Origin of the sequence: Streptococcus sp. sy004, assembly GCF_007859205.1 — a bacterium.
In the GTDB taxonomy this organism is placed as follows: Bacteria; Bacillota; Bacilli; order Lactobacillales; family Streptococcaceae; genus Streptococcus.
In genome coordinates this window covers 133,734-152,047 of record NZ_VOHP01000002.1, presented here as the reverse complement: position 1 = coordinate 152,047, position 18,314 = coordinate 133,734, and the positions used below count along the sequence as shown (strand labels likewise).

Sequence of the window (18,314 nt, the reverse complement as noted above, 5' to 3'; positions counted from 1 at the left end):
TCCTTAAATTCTAATCATCAAATAAACCATCTAAAGCTGCAAAAGGATTGTTAGCCTCTTTTTCTTCAGCTTTGAGGTTCTGATATTGACTTTCCGTCAACACGACCCAATCATTACCTGATGGTAACTGTTCTTCCTTAGCCTCTTCTTCCGTCAAAACTTTTAGAGGGATGTTTAACAAGATATTATCAATCACACTCTCAGCTAAATCAATCGCATCACCTTCAACAACCAAAACAAGATGGTCTTCAACCAAGTCTTTTTTGTCTGCGACTTGACTGGCTTCGATAAAAATCTCATCAACCAAAAGTTGCTCAGTCAAATCAACTGGCACTAAAGAACGACTAGACGGCAGAGTGATGACATAAGACAAGTCATAACTCAGATGATACAAGCCATCTTCGTAAACCACACGTCCCTTGGCAACAAGAGCTGCTACTTTCAAAATCTCTGGCTGTCTATCTTGAAGAGCTATTGTGACATCTAAACTTTTTTCAAAAGAAAGACCTTCTTGACTTTTCTTGATCTCATTAAGATTAAACACTGCTTTCTCCTTGTCTTACTACATCTGTCTCAAACGTTCAATTCGATCAGCAATTGGTGGATGGGTTTGAAAAAGTGCTTGAAAATCCTTTGACTTACGAGGATCACTAATATAAAGTGCCGCACTAGCATCATCTACCTGCTGACTCATAGGAGCAGATTGATCTAATTTTTGTAGGGCATTGATCATCCCTTGAGGATTACGAGTTAGCTCAACAGAACTTGCATCAGCCAAATACTCACGTTGGCGAGAAATGGCCAGACGAACCAAGGTGGCTGCCATTGGTGCTAGCATAATAGATAATATCGCAAAAACTAGAATTAAGGCAGAGGCACCACTGTTGTCACGATTATTTTGACGACGACGTCCCCCACCATACCACATCATGCGACCACTCATACTACCAATCAGAGTTATTGCACTGGTTAAGGCAACCGCAATCGTTGAAATACGAATGTCATAATTTCGGATATGGCTGACCTCATGTCCCATAACGCCCTCTAACTCTTCACGATTCATGACGGCTAGAAGTCCTGTGGTTGCAGCTACCGCAGCATTTTCAGGCTTAGACCCTGTCGCAAAGGCATTTAATGCCCTATCTTCAATGATGAAGACACGTGGCATCGGAATCTGAGCGACCATAGCCATGTCTTCGACGATTCGATAGAGTTCTGGAGCTTCATTTTCCGTAACCTCACGAGCATTATTCATAGACATGACCACGTTAGTTGATTGGAAAAGCATGCTCATGGCATAGATGGCGCCAATGATAAGAGCAATCACGGCTCCGCCACCTAAACTCCCCCACATGAGATAACCGACACCTGCTCCCAATAGGGCTAGCAACGCAAAAAAGGCAATCAAAAGCAAGACAGTCCGACGCTTATTACTTGCAATTTGTTGATATAGCATATTGACCTTTCTTTAATTAGAAGTTAAATTCCACTTTAGGTACTGCTTTTTCTTCCTCTGGTGTTTGTAAAAATTCACTGGCCTTAAAACCAAAAATTCTTGCAAACAGATTAGTTGGGAAAGTTTGCAACCTAGTATTGTAATTTGCTGTTGTTGTATTGTAAAGCTGACGCGAATAAGAAATTTTATTTTCAGTGTTGGTCAACTCGTCCTGTAGTTTAACAAAGCTAGCATTGGCTTTCAAGTCAGGATAATTTTCTGCTACTGCAAACAGACCTGACACTTGCTTAGACAAGGCATCACTGGCTTGCATAGCTTCGTTTGGTGTTCCAGCACTCAAGACTTGTGTACGAAGTTGTGTAATTTTTTCAAAGGTCTTTTCTTCGTAGTCTGCATAACCCTTAACCGTTTCAATCAGATTGGGAATCAAATCATTACGGCGTTTGAGTTGGACATCAATCTGACTCCAAGCCTCCTGCGTTTGCATTCGACTCTTTACCAAACCATTGTAAGCCGAAATTCCAAATAGAGCCAAAAAGACCACAACAATAATCATAATCCACATGTTTCTTACCATCCTTTCTTGTTTTGAACATTATACCAAAAATCCTGTCATTATACCAGTTTGAGCTAGTTAGCGAGCGACTAGCTCACTTTTTTTCCCCTTATTTTTATGGTACAATAAAGTCAAGGAGAAAAGAAACACTTATGACACCTGATGTATTTTACCAACTCTTGGCTGAGGCTGGCTTTGCCCTATCAGACCAACAAAAAGAGCAATTTGAAACCTATTTTGAGCGATTGGTTGAATGGAATGAAAAAATCAACCTGACTGCCATTACTGAGAAAAACGAGGTCTATCTGAAACACTTTTACGATTCTTTGGCACCGATTCTCCAAGGAAAAATCACCGACCAAGCCTTAAAAATCTTAGATATTGGGGCTGGGGCAGGTTTTCCTAGTCTCCCTATGAAAATCCTCTTTCCTCAGTTAAATGTCACCATTATTGATTCGCTCAACAAACGTATTAACTTTCTGAACCTACTCGCCCAAGACCTTGGTCTGACAAACGTGCAGTTTTATCACGGACGTGCCGAAGATTTTGGTCAAGACAAGGCATTTAGGGGACAATTTGACATCGTTACGGCACGTGCCGTGGCTCGCATGCAAATCTTATCTGAGTTGACCATTCCCTTTCTCAAAATCAAGGGGCAGCTCATCGCTCTCAAGGCTAGCTCTGCCGAAGAAGAATTAGATCAAGCTAAAAACGCTCTAAATCTTCTCTTTGCTCAAGTTGATGACACAATCAACTACCAACTACCAAACGGTGATGACCGTAATTTGACTATCGTGGTCAAGAAAAAAGAGACTCCCAACAAATACCCTAGAAAAGCAGGGCTACCAAATAAAAAACCATTATAATCCCTTGATAAGTAGTTCTCAACAACAGAAAGCTCTTCAAAGCAAGATCAATCTTTCTTTTGAGGCATTATTGACCAGTCGCAAGTAAAGATAAGACATGTCTATCTACTATGCCGTCTGCTTAGATTAGGAGTGATTTGCCTATGATGAATTATGAGAAAATGATAACTGATGTTCTAAACGATCCAGAAGTCAAACAAAATCAGCAACTCCATACCTTGTTTTCTAAATCATTATCACGATACTTAAAAAATCACGATCGAACAGAAATCGCTTATCTTGTTAATGACATCTCCTATTACTTAATCTTAAATAACTACATTGCCCCTAAGATTGTGCTTGACTTTGCCACTAAAACCCAAAAAGAATTACACAGACTAAGGGGACTGGGTTCCGCCCTAGATATGTTAGCCACGTCAATTTTAGGATTTGTGATTAAAGAGAAAGTAAAATAAAAGACAGTAGTAAGCTACTGTCTTTTATTTTTGTTCTTTTCTAGCTTAACTAAACCAGCAAACACCTTATTCAGCGACAACGAGCATTGACTTAATCGCCTTACGGTCTGCCATATCTTGATAGGCCTGATTAACCTCTGCTAAGTCATAAGTATGCGTAAAGACTTTTCCAGGATTGATATTGCCATCTAACACCTCTTTGAGCAAGAACTGCTTGTCATAAGTGGTAACTGAGGCAGAACCGCCACCAATCGTGATGTTTTGAGCAAAGGTCGATCCAATTTTCCGATCGCCATAGTGAGGGACACCGACTGCTCCGATACGTCCACCATTGTGGAGAACTCCCAAGGCTTGCTCAAGGGCTGCTTCTGTTCCGACACATTCAAGGGCAACATCTGCACCGCCGTTTAGAATCTCACGAACCTTTTGGATACCTTCTTCACCACGTTCGGCAACCACGGCTGTCGCACCAGACGAGAGTGCCATTTGTTGGCGATCTTCATGACGACTCATCATGATAATTTGAGAAGCTCCACGCATTTTAGCTGCGATTACAGCACATTGACCAACTGCGCCATCACCAATGACAACAACCTTATCGCCTGGTTGAACATTGGCTACCCGTGCAGCATGATAACCTGTTGGCATCACATCTGCCAAGGTCAAGAGAGATTTTAACATCCCTTCAGAATAATCTGACGGTTGGCCTGGCACTTTAACAAGCGCCCAATTAGCATAATGAAAACGCAAGTATTCTGCTTGGAAACCACCACCCCAATTCGTTGGGACAGGATGATTATCACAAGTGCCATCAAATCCTGAACGACAAGCATCGCACTCACCACAACCGTGAGTAAAAGGAACAATGACAAAATCTCCTGGTTTCACTGTCGTGATGTCAGGTCCGACTTCTTCTACAATACCAAGTGCCTCATGACCACTATTGATTGAGTTGTGCTCACGAGCATCACCATGTGAGTATGACCACAGATCAGACCCACAAACACAAGCACGCACAATTTTAATAATGGCATCATCCGCTGCTTGAATAGTCGGCTTATCACGCTCCTCGACAATCATCGACCCTGCTTTTTCAAAAATAGCAACTTTCATCAGTCATCTCCTTATCATATTAGTGCCACTCATTATAACATAGACTTAATAAAAAGGCTATTGTCCTACTTACTGTTGACTACTCATCAAAGACTCCCAGAATTTTTAGATCTCACAATCTAAGTGATACTTTCTTTTTAGAGCCAATAAAAACACACGCGAGATCAGTCTGCTCCAAAAGAAAATCAGAAAAAATCTGTTGTGAGGAAGTTTTCCCAAAATGGGCTGAACCAAAAAAGTTTGTGAGGAGAACAAATCCATTTGGAAAACAGCTCGTCACAACCGTGAGGAAATCAATCCCTTTTGGGCAAGCAAGCTCAAGACTGTGAGCATATCTGCCCTTTTTGGGAAAAGCTCCTCACAGTTGTCAGTATATCTACCTATTTTGGACAGACCTCATTTATTTGGTTAGACTATCCCATGACTCTTGGAAATAACTAGCTATCTTATACAATAGATTATCATGATAGATACAAGTAACCTTTTCAAAAAATCATCAAAAAACACCCAAGAGATAAACTCTCGAGTGCTTTTTTGAGATCTAGTTCAATGTTAGATCTTGTTATAAATCAAAATAACGCTTTGTTAGTCTTCAGGATTTAAACTTGGAAATGAAGATTCAATATCTTTTTTCATTTGCTCTAGATTACTAACAAATTCTTTTACTTTTTCAATAATTTGTTTAACAATTTCTTTCTCCACTGGATTTCTGATACTATTAATTTCTTCAACCTCAGGAATTTGAACTTCGCTTATACCTTCCTCATACATTTTATTAAATAATTTCAATAGATTATCTTTAGACAATTCTTCTGGTTTTATTTCATCACCATCTATCAAAAAATAACACCCTTCATCATCAACTGTTAAGAGTTGCATATACTTCTCCCTTCTTAGCATAAGACTCTATTCCAGATTCCATTGCTTCAATAAATTTATCGTAGCTTTTTTCTTCGATCCTTTTTATAGAATCCCTTATTTTAGTAGAACTGAATTCCCCCGACATAATAGAATAATTTCCGTCATTGTCTTTTGAAGTGACAATCAGATAATCTGGCTCTAGTAATGTACCTAATGTAGAATTATGTGTTATAACAATAACCATACTATTTCTTGCAAGTTGCTTCAGTTCTTTATTTAACTCGTTTCTTATATAAGCATTATCTAAAGATGATTCTGGCTCGTCTATTAGTATAATTGGCTTATTTTTAGCTTCATTTAGCCTTAACATAAGAGCAAATCCTACAGCTTGCCCACCCGAAGCAGGAATCCCATCTGAATCAAGAAGTTTAACTTCTTTACGCACTAGATATTCTGCAAGATTTACTTCATTATAAAACTTCTTACCTTTTAAAATGTTTAAAAAAGTAGTAAACTCTTTCTTTTTGTAAGCTTCCATTAAATCATCGTTAACAGCTTCTCTCGTCCCAACCTCTTTTTGAAACTGACTAGCCAATTCATATGGAACTAAATTTACTTGTATCTGATAACCATGCAAACGTTCATTTTTTAGCGAAGTCTCAGTAATAATATCTTTTAGAAACTCATTTATTTTTTTCTCTAATTGTATCCTACGGATAACTTTGTTAATACTGCATTGTTGAACATTTGAAATTCCAGTACGAGCTGTAAGAGTAGTTTTAACTTCATCCATAATTTCATTAACTTTTTCCTTAATGTCATTCTCTTGTCTGAATTTCAAGTATACCCCTCTGAGCTCTGAATAAACATCAATAAAATTATTTTTCTTTTGGATCCTATTTTCTAATAAGTTCCAAATTTCAGTTTTTTCAATAACTTCTTTAATATTTACGAGTGCATTTTCTAGATAACCTATCTCGGATAGTTCATATTCAGATTCTTGAAATAATACATATTTTTTACTTGATTTACTTATAGCCATTTCATTAGCATATTTTTTAACGTCATCTAAAAATCCTTCAATATTTTCTTGTTCCGTTGCATCATTATTTAAATAATCCTTAACTTTCGAAAATTGAGTTTCATATTTTTCCTGCCACAAATGTAGAGCCGATAAACCTTGTTCTTTTCTTTGTTTCTCAATATATTCATCAGCTCGAGCGGTTTCAAATTGTTTTATTTCATAGCATTCATTTTCGCCATACTCCTCCTTTATTTTTTCCAAAAAATGAGTTTTGCCAGTTCCACGTTTTCCTACTACCAAGTTAAGACCTGAAGAAATATTTACTCCATTAACGTTGATAACACTTTGTAAATTATCCTTATTTATACTTATTTTACTTCTATCACGCAAACATCTTTTTATATCCTCAAATTCACATGAGTCAATCTGTAGATACGTCTGTTTGTTTTGTAATTTTTGAATATTATTTCTGTCGTTGGTGTCACTATCTGTGGCGTGAGCGTCACTAAACAAACAAGGAATTAAAGTTTCAGAATTCTTATGAGCGATATTAAATCTTAGTTGGTTAGGGACACCACCAACATGTACAACGCTATTTAATACACTGGGTATTTCTTTTACTCCTTTACTTTTTCCAAGCTCAAATATGTAAATCCCCTTATTCCAGCAAGGTAATTGTTCACATAACTTCTCACTTGTGATACTTTCTGACTGGGTTTGATGAATTTCAGACAACCAATTTGAAAAGTTTGATAATTCATCAATGCAATCAACAGGAAAAACTATATTTACATGTCCAACATCTAAGGTAAGCTCAATCCCAGGATAAACCATAATTCCTTCTAAGGCTTCCTTAATTTCTTCAAAATTTTCCTTGTCAAATAAGTCATGGTTTGTTATTGCTATTGCATCTAGTTTTGTTGTTTCAACATATTTTTTTAACCACTCTAACGAAAATACAAATTTAGAATCCTTTATACTTGAAACAGTGTGGATATGAAAATCAATCTTTCTAGTCATTAGGCAATTCTTAACCTTTCTATCAATTTACTGTCTCTTCAGTTGACTTTATTAATAAGTTTCACTTGAATTATAATTAGCCAATTATCTTATATTTTGATAAAAAAACATCTCTCAACACTGAGAAATGTTTTTCTGTAACATAATCCAAATAAAAGATTAACGTTTTGAGAACTGGCTAGCTTTACGAGCTTTCTTAAGACCTGGTTTTTTACGTTCAACCATACGTGCGTCACGAGTCAATAGACCTGCACGTTTCAATGAATCACGGAAATCTGGGTCAACTTGAAGCAATGCACGGGCGATACCATGACGAATTGCACCTGATTGACCAGCGTAACCACCACCAACAACGTTAACGAAAACATCGTATGAACCTTCAGTAGATGTTACCGCAAAAGGTTGGTTGATAACAAGACGAAGATCAGCATGTGGAATATACTCTTCAACGTCTTTTTTGTTTACAGTAATTTTACCAGTACCTGGAACCAAACGTACACGCGCAACTGCGTTTTTACGACGGCCTGTACCTGCATATTGTGCTTGTGCCATAATTTATTTGCTCCTTTCCTCTTAGATAAGTCCTGAGATGTCAAGTACTTCTGGTTGTTGTGCAGCATGAGTATGCTCACCGCCAACAAATACTTTCAATTTCATTCCTTGAGCACGTCCAAGAGTGTTATGTGGAAGCATGCCTTTAACTGATTTTTCAATCAAACGAACAGCGTTTTTAGAACGCAACTCACCTGCAGAGATTTGTTTCAAACCACCTGGATACAATGAGTGAGTGTAGTAAATTTTATCAGTCGCTTTTTTACCAGTTAATTTAACTTTTTCAGCGTTGATAACAATGACAAAATCACCTGTATCAGTGTGGGGTGTGAAAGTTGGTTTGTTTTTACCTCGAAGTACGCTAGCAACTACTGCAGAAAGACGTCCAAGAGGTACATCAGTTGCGTCAACCACGTACCATTTACGTTCAACTTCACCTGGCTTAGCCATGTATGTTGTTTTGTTCATGATTTCTCCTATACGAATCGTTTTTGTTTACTAGTGTGGATGTTCCAGTCCACAAGTTATTTGAAGGGTTCCGGGGCCTTTCAAATGGGGTAAACAATACCGCTTATTATTCTATCAAATCATATAGACTATCGTCAAGTATTTATACTTTATTTTTTTAATAATTTTGAGAAAGATTGTTATTACTCTTAATCACTAAAATAAATACTCTCATGTTCCTTACAGGCCGGGTTAAACGCTGCAGAACAATTAGGACAGACACTTTTCCCCTGACGATAAGCCAGAGCTGTCATACCTATCTGACAAGCTCCACAAAAAACAACCTCATCTTCTGATTGACTAGAGTAGGCTTGATAAGTATGTTGCTCATAGGTGTCATGGCAATGGTAACACGGATAGTAACGACGACAAGAAAAACACCTAAGTGCCACGATGTCCCTAGCACTATGATAATGTAGGCACCGTGTTTCCAAATCAACCACATCACCATAAATATGCTCAGGCCATTTTTGATCCACAACTAAATCCACACAACTGCCATCTTTCGTCACAAGATAACGCTGATCCGCCGACCAAAAATCTGCCAATCTGAATCTAGTCTGTTGCAAATCAGACGTCATCAAAAGACACTTCCCCTGTTTGACTAACAATAAGTGGGCATCTAGCAACTCAAGCAATTCTCCGTTAGAAGACACTCCAAGATTAACTATTCGCTCATTTGCAAGAGGTGGACTAACTAAAAATCCTTGACTTTCGCCCTCAACTATCAAAACAACTCTGGCTTGTTTTTGGCAATTAATCTCTAGTTTTCCGTCTTGAGTTAACTTGAACACACTCTTTCTCCTCGCAATAAGATTAAAACCAATATAACCTCATCATAAGAAGTCTGTCAAAAGAATTCCTTTTCTCACTTATTTTTTAACCTTTATGATATAATGAAAAAATGGATAAAATAGTTAAATCAATAGCAAGTTCTGGCTATTTCCGTGCTTTCGTGCTTGATTGTACCGAAACAGTCCGTACTGCCCAAGAAAAACATCAAACACAAGCTAGCTCTACTGTGGCTTTAGGACGCACCTTAATTGCCAACCTTATTTTAGCGGCCAATCAAAAAGGTGATAGTAAAGTGACCGTCAAAGTTATTGGTAATAGTTCTTTTGGCCATGTCATTTCCGTCGCTAATACCAAAGGACAGGTCAAAGGTTATATTCAAAACAAGGGCGTTGACATCAAAAAAACTGCCACAGGCGAAGTGCTGGTCGGTCCTTTTATGGGACAAGGGCATTTTATTACCATTGTTGACTACGGAACCGGTAATCCTTATACCTCAACCACTCCTTTGATTAGTGGAGAAATCGGCGAAGATTTGGCCTATTATTTGACAGAGAGCGAGCAAACTCCTTCTGCTGTTGGGCTTAATGTTTTGCTTGATGAACAGGATCAAGTAAAAGTTGCAGGTGGCTTTATGCTACAAGTTTTACCTGGTGCACCCGAAACTGAAATCAAGCGTTATGAAGACCGTATTCAATCTATGCCTGCTATCTCAAATCTACTAGCTGCAGAAGATCCCCTGACTGCTCTGCTCGATGCCATTTACGGCGAAGACGAATACAAGCGTCTTACAGAAAGCGAGCTTGCTTTTGTTTGTGATTGCTCTAGAGAGCGTTTTGAGCAAGCCCTCATCACCCTGCCAAAAACAGATTTACAAGAGATGAAAGACGAAGACCACGGAGCAGAAATCAACTGTCAATTCTGTGGCACAAATTATTACTTTACCGAAACAGATTTGGAGAATTTAATCAATGACAAAGCTTAATTCATCATTTATGATTGGCAATGTAGAAATCCCTCATCGGACAGTACTTGCCCCAATGGCTGGCGTGACTAACTCTGCCTTTCGTACCATCGCGAAGGAATTTGGTGCTGGTCTAGTCGTTATGGAAATGGTGTCAGACAAAGGAATCCAGTACAACAATGAAAAAACCTTGCACATGCTTCATATCGAAGATGGGGAAAATCCAGTTTCTATTCAGCTATTTGGTAGTGACGGCGACAGTCTAGCTCGTGCAGCCGAATTCATCCAAGAAAATACCAAAACAGATATTGTTGACATCAACATGGGATGCCCTGTGAATAAGATTGTTAAAAATGAAGCTGGTGCTAAATGGCTCAAAGACCCTGAAAAAATTTATTCTGTTATCAACAAGGTTCAATCTGTGCTTGACATTCCTCTAACGGTCAAAATGCGAACAGGTTGGGCTGACGCTTCTTTAGCAGTTGAAAACGCACTTGCTGCCGAATCTGCTGGTGTGTCTGCCCTTGCCATGCACGGACGCACACGCGAACAGATGTACACTGGCACTTGTGACCACGAAACCTTAGCCAAGGTTGCCAAAGCCCTAACTAAGATTCCTTTTATGGCTAATGGAGACATTCGTAGCGTTGAAGAAGCTAAATTTATGATTGAGGAAATCGGTGCCGACGCTGTTATGATTGGCCGAGCTGCCATGAACAACCCTTACATCTTCACTCAGATCAACCACTATTTTGAAACAGGGGAAATCCTACCAGATTTACCTTTTGAAAAGAAATTGGACATCGCCTATGAACACCTACGTCGCCTTGTTAAACTTAAAGGCGAGCACATTGCCGTTCGTGAATTTCGTGGGCTTGCACCACACTATCTGCGAGGAACGTCAGGAGCTGCCAAGATCCGTGGGGCTGTTTCTCGTGCAGAAAGTTTAGCAGAAGTTGATGAGATTTTTGCTTCAGCGCGTCGGTAGGTTAGTTTTAGTTAGACTTAAGTTTCATCACTTATACTAAGCTCATCCGAAATATTATTTGTTTTTCATAGATCTCCAAAAGAGTGCCACTTGGCACTCTTTTTCTAGTTTAGAACAACATACTTATCACAAAAAAACTGGGATAGCATCCCAGTTTTTACCTATACGATATCAAATTTTAATTTATTCTTGCTCAAGCCAACTTTCAGCGTTTGACCAGCCGTTAACTCTCCGCCTAGAATCAATTCTGCCAGCCTATCTTCCACCTGAGTTTGAATAGTACGTCGTAGAGGGCGAGCTCCCATCTCCACATCATAACCATCTTTAGCCAAATGTTTCAAGGCAGCAGGTTGGACTTTAAGCACAATATTTTGTTCTGCTAGATGAACTACCAAAGGCTGAATCAACAATTTAGCAATCGCAAAAAGATTATCTTCCGTCAAACTATGGAAAACCAATTTGTCATCAATACGATTCAAAAATTCTGGACGATAAGACGTTTTCAACTCTTCCAAAATACGTTTTTCCATAGCTGTATGGTTTTGACTCAAATCCCTTGCCCCAAAACCAACGGTTTTATCATCACGCAGAGCAGTCGCTCCCAAATTACTGGTCATGATAATCAAGGTATTTGAAAAATCAACTCGACGACCACGGCTATCTGTCAAGACACCATCATCTAGAACTTGTAGCAGCAAGTTAAACACATCTGGATGAGCTTTTTCAATCTCATCAAAAAGTAAAACAGAATAAGGTTTATTTTTCACTTTTTCTGTCAACTCTCCACCTTCATTATAGCCAACATAACCTGGTGGCGCCCCATTCAAACGACTAGCTGCAAATTTTTCCATGTATTCACTCATGTCAAAACGAATAAGAGCTGATTCATCATCGAACAATAAGGCAGCCAAGGCCTTAGCCAATTCTGTTTTACCAACACCTGTCGGCCCCAAAAACATGAAAGAGCCAATCGGTCGCTTACCTGTTCGGATTCCAGACTGATTACGACGAATGGCACGAGCAATAGCTGAAACGGCTTGTTCTTGACCAATCACTCGCTTATGCAACTCTTTTTCGAGAGTTAAGTAGCGTTTGTTATCTGCTTGGCTTAATTTTTGAACAGGGATACCCGACAAACGACTTAAAGTTTTCATCACATCAACTGATGTCACTTCAATTGGCTTCATCAACTTATCTTGCTTATCTACTTGCTTAAATAGAGCCTTAGCTTGTTTCATATCTGCCGCTAAAAAGGCCTGATCTAAAGCCGTTAAATGACTACCTAATTCTTTTTTAATCATGGTTTGGACAGTTGCACTGGTTTCATCCAACAAATCCAAGGCCGAATCAGGTAATCTCTTGCTTGTTAGGTAACGGTGGGCTGCCTTAACAGCTGTTAACACCACATCATCAGATAAAACAACCCGATGATAACTTTCATAAGTTTCTTTAACACCTAAAAGAATCTGATAAGCTTCTTCAATGCTTGGCTCTTCCAAAGTAATCTTAGCAAAACGACGAGAAAGTGCCGCATCTTTTTCAATATGTTTTTGATATTCATCTTGAGTAGTTGCCCCTACCAAACGAAGATACCCACGAGAAAGAGCTGGCTTAAGAATATTTGCCGCATCTAAAGTACCTTCCATGCCACTACCTGAACCCATAATGGTATGCAGCTCATCAATAAAAAGAATGATCTTGCCGTCTGTCTCAACATCCGCAATAATCTTATTCATGCGTTCTTCAAAATCACCACGAAAACGAGTTCCAGCCAAAACGGTCATCATATCTAATTCTAAAACACGAAAATCTTGTAATTCATAAGAAATTTCACCTGCCACAATACGTTGTGCCAAACCATAAGCTAAAGCGGTTTTACCCACTCCCGCTTCACCAACGAGAACAGGATTGTTCTTGCTTTTACGACTAAGCACACGAATCATGCGAGTAATTTCTTCTTGACGACCAATAACTGGATCCAGCCTACCTGCTTGAGCTAAAGCTGTTAAATCACGAGTAAACTCTTCTAATTCACCTGCCGTTGACACTGGCTTCATCATCTCTGAAAAGCCACCTTTTTTAGCTTTTTTTGGTACCTTTAACTCACGAATTGCTTTGATCTGATCCTTAGTAAAGCCAGCATAGGCTTCAACAGTCTTTCGCAAATCATGGATTTTAACCATTTCACCTTGTTCAACATTACGATCAAAACCAACCAATTGCAGCAATCTAAAAGCAACTGTATCCTCACTTAGTAAAATTGCTTCCAAGACATGCTCTGAACCAATCTCTTTGTTTGAGGTCACTGCACAAATCTCACTAGCATAATCCAACAGACGACTCAAGGCTTGAGATTGAGGCACAAAAGAAAAACCAAGATTCGCTTCCTCAGGTTCTTGTCCTATCATTTCAATCGCGGCATCTTGATAACGCTCAAGAGGAACTTCTTGATCATATTCTAAAAAACTAAGTGCAGCAACAGAACCTTCTGTTGCGGTCATTGCCAAAAGAATATGCCAACTTTCTAAAAATTTACTCTTAAAACTGACCGCAATAAATTGACCCAAGCCAAAAATTTCCTGCATTTTTAGTGAATACTGATGTGTCATCACTTATTATTGTCCTTTTCTATCTAATCGTTGTAATAGTTTGTCTAACATACGTGCACGAATTGCTGGAGCATCTTGACCTAACACTTCATCACAACTGGTTGCTAATAGCATTTCACCTTCACGTTGACTAATGATTTTTTCATCAAAAAGATACTGTATCAAATCCGCAAAAACTGTTTGACTAACTCTCAGTCCTAGAGATTCTCTCAGATTACTCAACAATTTATGTTTATCTGAAAAAGTGACCTTGGCAATTCGAATATAGCCACCACCACCACGCTTACTTTCTACCATGTAACCACGATTTTCGGTAAAACGAGTTTTAATGACATAGTTAATCTGACTAGGGACAACTTGAAAAAAATCTGCCAAGCTAGAACGACGAATTTCAGCAATTCCTTCTTGGAGTAATATTTTCTTTATGTATTCTTCAATATTATCAGATGTGCTTTTATTTACCATACGTCCCTCTTTCTAAGAACTTGACCTTATTTGACTATTCTATCATAAATTCGTATTTTACGCCAATAAATCAAAAAGTCCTAGCTAAGCTAGAACTTTTAGTTTTCCTAGTTATTTAGGGCTGCTGCCATAGTTGCTGCAACTTCTGCTTCAAAGTCGTTAGATGCTTTCTCGATGCCTTCACCTACTTCAAAACGAGCAAATGAAACAGCCTTAGCATTTACTGACTCAAGGTAAGCTTCAACTGTCTTGCTGTCGTCCATGATATAAACTTGTGCAAGAAGTGTGTAAGCTTGGTCAACTTGTGTATTGTCAAGCATGAAGCGATCCATTTTACCTGGCAAGATTTTATCCCAGATTTGCTCTGGTTTACCTTCTGCCGCCAATTCAGCCTTGATGCTTTCTTCTGCTTGAGCAATGACTTCATCAGTCAATTGAGCTTTTGAACCATATTGAAGAAGTGGAAGAGCTGGTTTGTCAACCATCGCACGACTTTCATTATCTTGTTCAATCTTATGGTTCAATTGAGCCAACTCATCTTTAACAAATTGTGGGTCAAGTTCAGTGTAAGACAAAACAGTTGGTTTCATTGCTGCAACGTGCATTGATACTTGTTTAGCAAGTGTTTCGTCACCACCTTCGATAACAGTGATAACACCGATACGACCACCATTATGTTGGTAAGCACCAAAGGCTTGAGCGTCTGTTTTTTCAACCAAGGCAAAACGACGGAATGAAATTTTTTCACCGATTGTTGCAGTTGCGTTCACATAAGCTTCCTCAAGCGTTTCACCTGAAGGCATTACCAATTTAAGAGCTGCTTCATTGTCAGCAGGTTGACCTTCTGCGATAACTTTAGCTGTTGTGTTAACCAACTCAACGAATTGAGCATTTTTAGCAACGAAGTCTGTTTCAGCATTCACTTCAACAACTGCTGCAACATTACCGTTAACATAAACACCTGTCAAACCTTCAGCCGCTACACGGTCAGCTTTTTTAGCTGCCTTAGCCATTCCTTTTTCACGAAGCAATTCAATCGCTTTATCAATGTCACCATCAGTTTCAACAAGGGCTTTCTTAGCGTCCATAACGCCAGCACCTGATTTTTCACGCAATTCTTTTACGAGAGCTGCTGTAATTGCCATTTTTCATCCTCCAAATATTGTTTCAATAAAAAACGGAGACAGAGCGGTTAGCTTTGCCCCGTTTGGTCTAATTTCAAATTTTATCGAGCTGATTAAGCGTTGTCGCCTTCAACAACTTCAACGATTTCTTCGATTGAATCAGCTTCTGCTGCTGTTTCAAATTCAACAACTGCATCCTCACCTTGACGACCTTCGATGATAGCATCAGCCAATTTAGCTGTAATCAATTTAACAGCACGGATTGCATCATCGTTAGCTGGGATGATTACATCGATATCATCTGGATCAGCGTTTGTATCAACCATAGCTACAACTGGAATACCAAGTTTTTTAGCTTCTTTAACAGCGATTTGTTCTTTATGTGGGTCAACAACGTACATTACATCTGGAATGCGTGGCATATCTTCGATACCACCCAAGAATTTCTCAAGACGAGCACGTTGTTTGTTAAGAAGTGCAACTTCTTTCTTAGGAAGTAGGTCAAAAGTTCCTTCTTCTTCCATACGTTTGATTTCTTTAAGGCGTGCAATACGTTTTTGAATTGTTCCCCAGTTAGTAAGGGTTCCACCCAACCAACGATGGTTGATAAAGTATTGACCTGCACGAGTTGCTTCTTCTGCTACAGCTTCTGCTGCTTGTTTTTTCGTTCCAACAAACAAAACAACTGCATCATTTGCTGCTGCATCACGCATGAAGTCGTATGCTTGATCAGCCAATTTTACAGTTTGTTGAAGGTCGATAACGTGAATACCATTACGTTCCGTAAAGATGTATTTAGCCATCTTAGGATTCCAGCGACGAGTTTGGTGACCAAAGTGAACACCAGCCTCAAGAAGTTGTTTCATTGAAATTACTGCCATGAGTATTTCTCCTTTTAATATGTTTTTGCCTCTCCCAAACTTAAACTCGCAAATCCACCATAACGGCAACAGACCCACAATCCATTTGAGATGAGTATTATCGGAAAACACCGACCTTTATATGATACCACATTACTTCAAGAATTGCAATTTTTTTAATGTAAAATAGCGTGTTTTTATGGTGTTGCTTTTCTTATTGATTAAAAAATCGATTGACATAATAATAAAAATATGTTGATTGACCTGTCACAATAGTCACAGTACCTTCCATACCATAAAAAGCAACATGACGTGGAAGTCAGGTTGCTAAATTCTTATCAAAATAAATCATTTACCCAAAAATTCTAGCCACTCCATAGCCGACAATACCCACTCCTGTTCCGGCTAGAACAGAATAGCCAATAACTGCCAAAACGCCCATTCCACCATCAACAGTTGCAAGTTCTTCCGTCGTCATTTCTTCAAATTTATTCATTAATTCCATGATTTAACTCCTTTATGAGCCTGTTATTTAAATCATTTAATTTAATCCCAAAAACACACCTACAAGTAATCCAATCCATGATGCTACAGCAATAATCACTGCTGAAATATTTGGCTTAATCTCTTTTGTCATAATGCACCTCTTAATTAATGTTTATTTTATGATAAACCAACAGCAATTCCTGCACTAAAACCAGCAAAAGCTGAACCAGAAATAATTGTTGCTGCTACAGCAATTGGAAGAATACCACCTTCCACTTTCATCAATTCCTGATCTGAAAGATTTAAAACATTTGTATTGACATGATTTAACGTTTCTAATGTATTCATTTTATTTCTCCTTTCTATCTATTCGCTTTTTTATAGTAAAAACCAAAGATAAAACAAAAAAAGCCAAGCTTTTCTGCTCAGCTTTTTTACTAATGAGTTAATTGATAAATCATCGAAATTACTTCATTAATAATAGTAAAACCCACTAGAAAGGCAATGGCAAACTTAGAGATGAATAACTCTGACTCGGCCGAATTTTTTAACCTAAATATTAAATAGACTACCACAACTAGTAGCGTAAAGAATTTCAAATCAAGTGACATCATTTCCCCCGTATTTCTCTACTAATCATAATCAACAACACCCCATTTAGTATCAGTAACGTTGGATCAAAAACTTGTAGCCATTGAGACATTGGATAGATCTTTGTATCATTCAAAACGGTTAACACTAGATACGCTAACATGATGATAAAAGCAAGTAATTCTGGTAAGTATTTCATTTTCACCTCTTTTCTCCCTTTATCTAGGCAAAATTTTATCCAAATCAATACTTATTATTCTTTTTAAAATCAAAGTAGATCAGAATAAAAATTAAAAACACAATAATCGAAAAAGAATTAACTTTATCACTCACATTATGTTCAACAATAAAAGCAGAAATAAACGCTTGAAAAAAAGCTGTTTTTTGATAATTCTTTTGAAGAATAATGTCACAAATAATCGTATAAATCCAAAAGACCACAACAATAGCGATTAAAATCCATTTAAAATAATCAATTTGTCCCATAACTAATACACCGTCTAACTGTTTACCATAATAGAATACGTCACAATAACATATTAGGAACAATTGTCATTTGAAAACAAAATGATTAACATAAAGACCAAATAAGCAAGCCAAACAAATACTAAATTTTTAGAGGCCAGAAATAATAATAGAAATGCGTTAATACTAAATAGAGAATAAAAATTTTCGCTTTGTTTAGATTGTTTTACCGTTTTATAAATGATATAGAATTGAACCAATACAATTGTTATAAAGATATAATTACCATTATGAAGTTATCCTTTTTCAAGAGCAATAGTTTTTTATGACTTTTCTGTATGTTTAATTGATATTAAAATCACTGTTGTACTAATCACACTCATGATTGCTACTAGTAGATAATTAGGCTCAACGTTGCCCATCTGACGAAACTGATAGGTAAGAAAAACACAATGGAATAATAAATTTAAAACATAAATTACCTGAAATACTTTTTTACCTGTGATTGTCATAAGTTCCCCTCCTACTTATATATTCGCTTTCTTTATACCTTTATTATC

At 37.9% G+C, this 18,314-nt stretch carries 21 protein-coding genes; 4 read left to right on the top strand and 17 right to left on the bottom strand.

The window, feature by feature from the left end; translation table 11 throughout:
* Positions 1-10 precede the first annotated feature (10 nt).
* Genes FRX54_RS03515 through FRX54_RS03505 form a run of 3 tightly spaced genes read right to left on the bottom strand, consistent with a single transcriptional unit; the run spans position 11 to position 2,021 of the window.
* Positions 11-544 (bottom strand): DUF177 domain-containing protein, encoded by a 534-nt coding sequence (locus FRX54_RS03515; protein WP_146461117.1) that lies wholly within the window; start codon positions 542-544, stop codon positions 11-13.
* Positions 545-562: 18 nt separating this feature from the next.
* A complete protein-coding gene (htpX, locus tag FRX54_RS03510; protein ID WP_146461114.1) occupies positions 563-1,456 on the bottom strand; it encodes a zinc metalloprotease HtpX in 894 nt (297 codons plus the stop codon).
* Positions 1,457-1,472: 16 nt separating this feature from the next.
* On the bottom strand, positions 1,473-2,021 hold the full coding sequence (locus tag FRX54_RS03505) for a LemA family protein (protein ID WP_146461112.1): 549 nt from the start codon (positions 2,019-2,021) through the stop codon (positions 1,473-1,475).
* 143 nt (positions 2,022-2,164) lie between these two features.
* Here FRX54_RS03505 and rsmG point away from each other — a divergent pair, with 143 nt between their 5' ends.
* Both rsmG and FRX54_RS03495 read left to right on the top strand, forming a co-directional pair.
* Positions 2,165-2,878: a 16S rRNA (guanine(527)-N(7))-methyltransferase RsmG gene (rsmG, locus tag FRX54_RS03500; RefSeq protein WP_146461109.1), complete on the top strand. Its 714-nt coding sequence runs from the start codon at positions 2,165-2,167 to the stop codon at positions 2,876-2,878.
* Positions 2,879-3,021: 143 nt separating this feature from the next.
* Positions 3,022-3,333: a bacteriocin immunity protein gene (locus tag FRX54_RS03495; protein ID WP_146461107.1), complete on the top strand. Its 312-nt coding sequence runs from the start codon at positions 3,022-3,024 to the stop codon at positions 3,331-3,333.
* A gap of 66 nt (positions 3,334-3,399) precedes the next feature.
* Here FRX54_RS03495 and FRX54_RS03490 read toward each other — a convergent pair whose 3' ends face one another.
* From FRX54_RS03490 to FRX54_RS06460, 6 genes are all read right to left on the bottom strand, one after another.
* Positions 3,400-4,446 (bottom strand): zinc-binding dehydrogenase, encoded by a 1,047-nt coding sequence (locus FRX54_RS03490; RefSeq protein ID WP_146461105.1) that lies wholly within the window; start codon positions 4,444-4,446, stop codon positions 3,400-3,402.
* A 585-nt stretch (positions 4,447-5,031) separates the two neighbouring features.
* Positions 5,032-5,325: a hypothetical protein gene (locus tag FRX54_RS03485; RefSeq protein ID WP_146461103.1), complete on the bottom strand. Its 294-nt coding sequence runs from the start codon at positions 5,323-5,325 to the stop codon at positions 5,032-5,034.
* On the bottom strand, positions 5,306-7,351 hold the full coding sequence (locus FRX54_RS03480) for an AAA family ATPase (RefSeq protein WP_146461102.1): 2,046 nt from the start codon (positions 7,349-7,351) through the stop codon (positions 5,306-5,308). Before FRX54_RS03480 ends, FRX54_RS03485 begins: the two co-directional genes overlap by 20 nt.
* A 159-nt stretch (positions 7,352-7,510) precedes the next feature.
* Entirely contained in the window at positions 7,511-7,903 is a 393-nt protein-coding gene (gene rpsI, locus FRX54_RS03475; RefSeq protein WP_012516324.1) for a 30S ribosomal protein S9, read from the bottom strand.
* Between the two features lie 21 nt (positions 7,904-7,924).
* Entirely contained in the window at positions 7,925-8,371 is a 447-nt protein-coding gene (rplM, locus tag FRX54_RS03470) for a 50S ribosomal protein L13 (protein WP_146461100.1), read from the bottom strand.
* Between the two features lie 188 nt (positions 8,372-8,559).
* The gene (locus FRX54_RS06460) at positions 8,560-9,204 is read right to left on the bottom strand and encodes a CHY zinc finger protein (RefSeq protein ID WP_398586739.1); all 645 of its coding nucleotides are present in this window, start codon (positions 9,202-9,204) and stop codon (positions 8,560-8,562) included.
* A 110-nt stretch (positions 9,205-9,314) separates the two neighbouring features.
* Here FRX54_RS06460 and hslO point away from each other — a divergent pair, with 110 nt between their 5' ends.
* Complete coding sequence (gene hslO, locus FRX54_RS03460; RefSeq protein ID WP_146461098.1) at positions 9,315-10,187, top strand: Hsp33 family molecular chaperone HslO; 873 nt, start codon at positions 9,315-9,317, stop codon at positions 10,185-10,187.
* The gene (dusB, locus tag FRX54_RS03455) at positions 10,174-11,154 is read left to right on the top strand and encodes a tRNA dihydrouridine synthase DusB (RefSeq protein ID WP_146461096.1); all 981 of its coding nucleotides are present in this window, start codon (positions 10,174-10,176) and stop codon (positions 11,152-11,154) included. Before hslO ends, dusB begins: the two co-directional genes overlap by 14 nt.
* Positions 11,155-11,315: 161 nt before the next feature.
* Here the strand turns inward: dusB and FRX54_RS03450 are convergent, their stop codons facing one another.
* The 8 genes from FRX54_RS03450 to FRX54_RS03415 form a co-directional block, all read right to left on the bottom strand.
* Positions 11,316-13,763, bottom strand: a complete 2,448-nt coding sequence (locus FRX54_RS03450; protein WP_146461093.1) for an ATP-dependent Clp protease ATP-binding subunit — start codon at positions 13,761-13,763, stop codon at positions 11,316-11,318.
* Positions 13,764-13,769: 6 nt separating this feature from the next.
* The gene (locus FRX54_RS03445) at positions 13,770-14,228 is read right to left on the bottom strand and encodes a CtsR family transcriptional regulator (RefSeq protein WP_146461090.1); all 459 of its coding nucleotides are present in this window, start codon (positions 14,226-14,228) and stop codon (positions 13,770-13,772) included.
* A gap of 107 nt (positions 14,229-14,335) precedes the next feature.
* On the bottom strand, positions 14,336-15,373 hold the full coding sequence (gene tsf / locus FRX54_RS03440) for a translation elongation factor Ts (protein WP_146461088.1): 1,038 nt from the start codon (positions 15,371-15,373) through the stop codon (positions 14,336-14,338).
* 92 nt (positions 15,374-15,465) lie between these two features.
* Positions 15,466-16,233: a 30S ribosomal protein S2 gene (rpsB, locus tag FRX54_RS03435; RefSeq protein WP_146461086.1), complete on the bottom strand. Its 768-nt coding sequence runs from the start codon at positions 16,231-16,233 to the stop codon at positions 15,466-15,468.
* Positions 16,234-16,564: 331 nt separating this feature from the next.
* Entirely contained in the window at positions 16,565-16,717 is a 153-nt protein-coding gene (locus FRX54_RS03430) for a Blp family class II bacteriocin (RefSeq protein WP_146461084.1), read from the bottom strand.
* A gap of 158 nt (positions 16,718-16,875) precedes the next feature.
* On the bottom strand, positions 16,876-17,046 hold the full coding sequence (locus FRX54_RS03425) for a class IIb bacteriocin, lactobin A/cerein 7B family (protein ID WP_146461082.1): 171 nt from the start codon (positions 17,044-17,046) through the stop codon (positions 16,876-16,878).
* A 486-nt stretch (positions 17,047-17,532) separates the two neighbouring features.
* Positions 17,533-17,775 carry a hypothetical protein gene (locus FRX54_RS03420; RefSeq protein ID WP_146461080.1) on the bottom strand — a complete coding sequence of 81 codons (243 nt, stop codon included), beginning with the start codon at positions 17,773-17,775 and terminating at the stop codon, positions 17,533-17,535.
* A gap of 302 nt (positions 17,776-18,077) precedes the next feature.
* Positions 18,078-18,266, bottom strand: coding sequence for a hypothetical protein (locus FRX54_RS03415; RefSeq protein ID WP_146461078.1), 189 nt, complete (start codon positions 18,264-18,266; stop codon positions 18,078-18,080).
* Positions 18,267-18,314: the final 48 nt, after the last annotated feature.

What these genes read in the sequence shown, in the direction of transcription:
- FRX54_RS03485 (WP_146461103.1), bottom strand. Translation starts at nt 5,325, where the DNA reads ATGCAACTCTTAACAGTTGATGATGAAGGGTGTTATTTTTTGATAGAT.
- FRX54_RS03425 (WP_146461082.1), bottom strand. Translation starts at nt 17,046, where the DNA reads ATGAATACATTAGAAACGTTAAATCATGTCAATACAAATGTTTTAAAT.
- rsmG (WP_146461109.1), top strand. Translation starts at nt 2,165, where the DNA reads ATGACACCTGATGTATTTTACCAACTCTTGGCTGAGGCTGGCTTTGCC.
- FRX54_RS03480 (WP_146461102.1), bottom strand. Translation starts at nt 7,351, where the DNA reads ATGACTAGAAAGATTGATTTTCATATCCACACTGTTTCAAGTATAAAG.
- rplM (WP_146461100.1), bottom strand. Translation starts at nt 8,371, where the DNA reads ATGAACAAAACAACATACATGGCTAAGCCAGGTGAAGTTGAACGTAAA.
- FRX54_RS03495 (WP_146461107.1), top strand. Translation starts at nt 3,022, where the DNA reads ATGATGAATTATGAGAAAATGATAACTGATGTTCTAAACGATCCAGAA.
- htpX (WP_146461114.1), bottom strand. Translation starts at nt 1,456, where the DNA reads ATGCTATATCAACAAATTGCAAGTAATAAGCGTCGGACTGTCTTGCTT.
- dusB (WP_146461096.1), top strand. Translation starts at nt 10,174, where the DNA reads ATGACAAAGCTTAATTCATCATTTATGATTGGCAATGTAGAAATCCCT.
- FRX54_RS03420 (WP_146461080.1), bottom strand. Translation starts at nt 17,775, where the DNA reads ATGGGACAAATTGATTATTTTAAATGGATTTTAATCGCTATTGTTGTG.
- FRX54_RS03450 (WP_146461093.1), bottom strand. Translation starts at nt 13,763, where the DNA reads ATGACACATCAGTATTCACTAAAAATGCAGGAAATTTTTGGCTTGGGT.
- FRX54_RS03430 (WP_146461084.1), bottom strand. Translation starts at nt 16,717, where the DNA reads ATGGAATTAATGAATAAATTTGAAGAAATGACGACGGAAGAACTTGCA.
- FRX54_RS03415 (WP_146461078.1), bottom strand. Translation starts at nt 18,266, where the DNA reads ATGACAATCACAGGTAAAAAAGTATTTCAGGTAATTTATGTTTTAAAT.
- rpsI (WP_012516324.1), bottom strand. Translation starts at nt 7,903, where the DNA reads ATGGCACAAGCACAATATGCAGGTACAGGCCGTCGTAAAAACGCAGTT.
- FRX54_RS03490 (WP_146461105.1), bottom strand. Translation starts at nt 4,446, where the DNA reads ATGAAAGTTGCTATTTTTGAAAAAGCAGGGTCGATGATTGTCGAGGAG.
- tsf (WP_146461088.1), bottom strand. Translation starts at nt 15,373, where the DNA reads ATGGCAATTACAGCAGCTCTCGTAAAAGAATTGCGTGAAAAATCAGGT.
- FRX54_RS03505 (WP_146461112.1), bottom strand. Translation starts at nt 2,021, where the DNA reads ATGTGGATTATGATTATTGTTGTGGTCTTTTTGGCTCTATTTGGAATT.
- hslO (WP_146461098.1), top strand. Translation starts at nt 9,315, where the DNA reads ATGGATAAAATAGTTAAATCAATAGCAAGTTCTGGCTATTTCCGTGCT.
- FRX54_RS03445 (WP_146461090.1), bottom strand. Translation starts at nt 14,228, where the DNA reads ATGGTAAATAAAAGCACATCTGATAATATTGAAGAATACATAAAGAAA.
- rpsB (WP_146461086.1), bottom strand. Translation starts at nt 16,233, where the DNA reads ATGGCAGTAATTTCAATGAAACAACTTCTTGAGGCTGGTGTTCACTTT.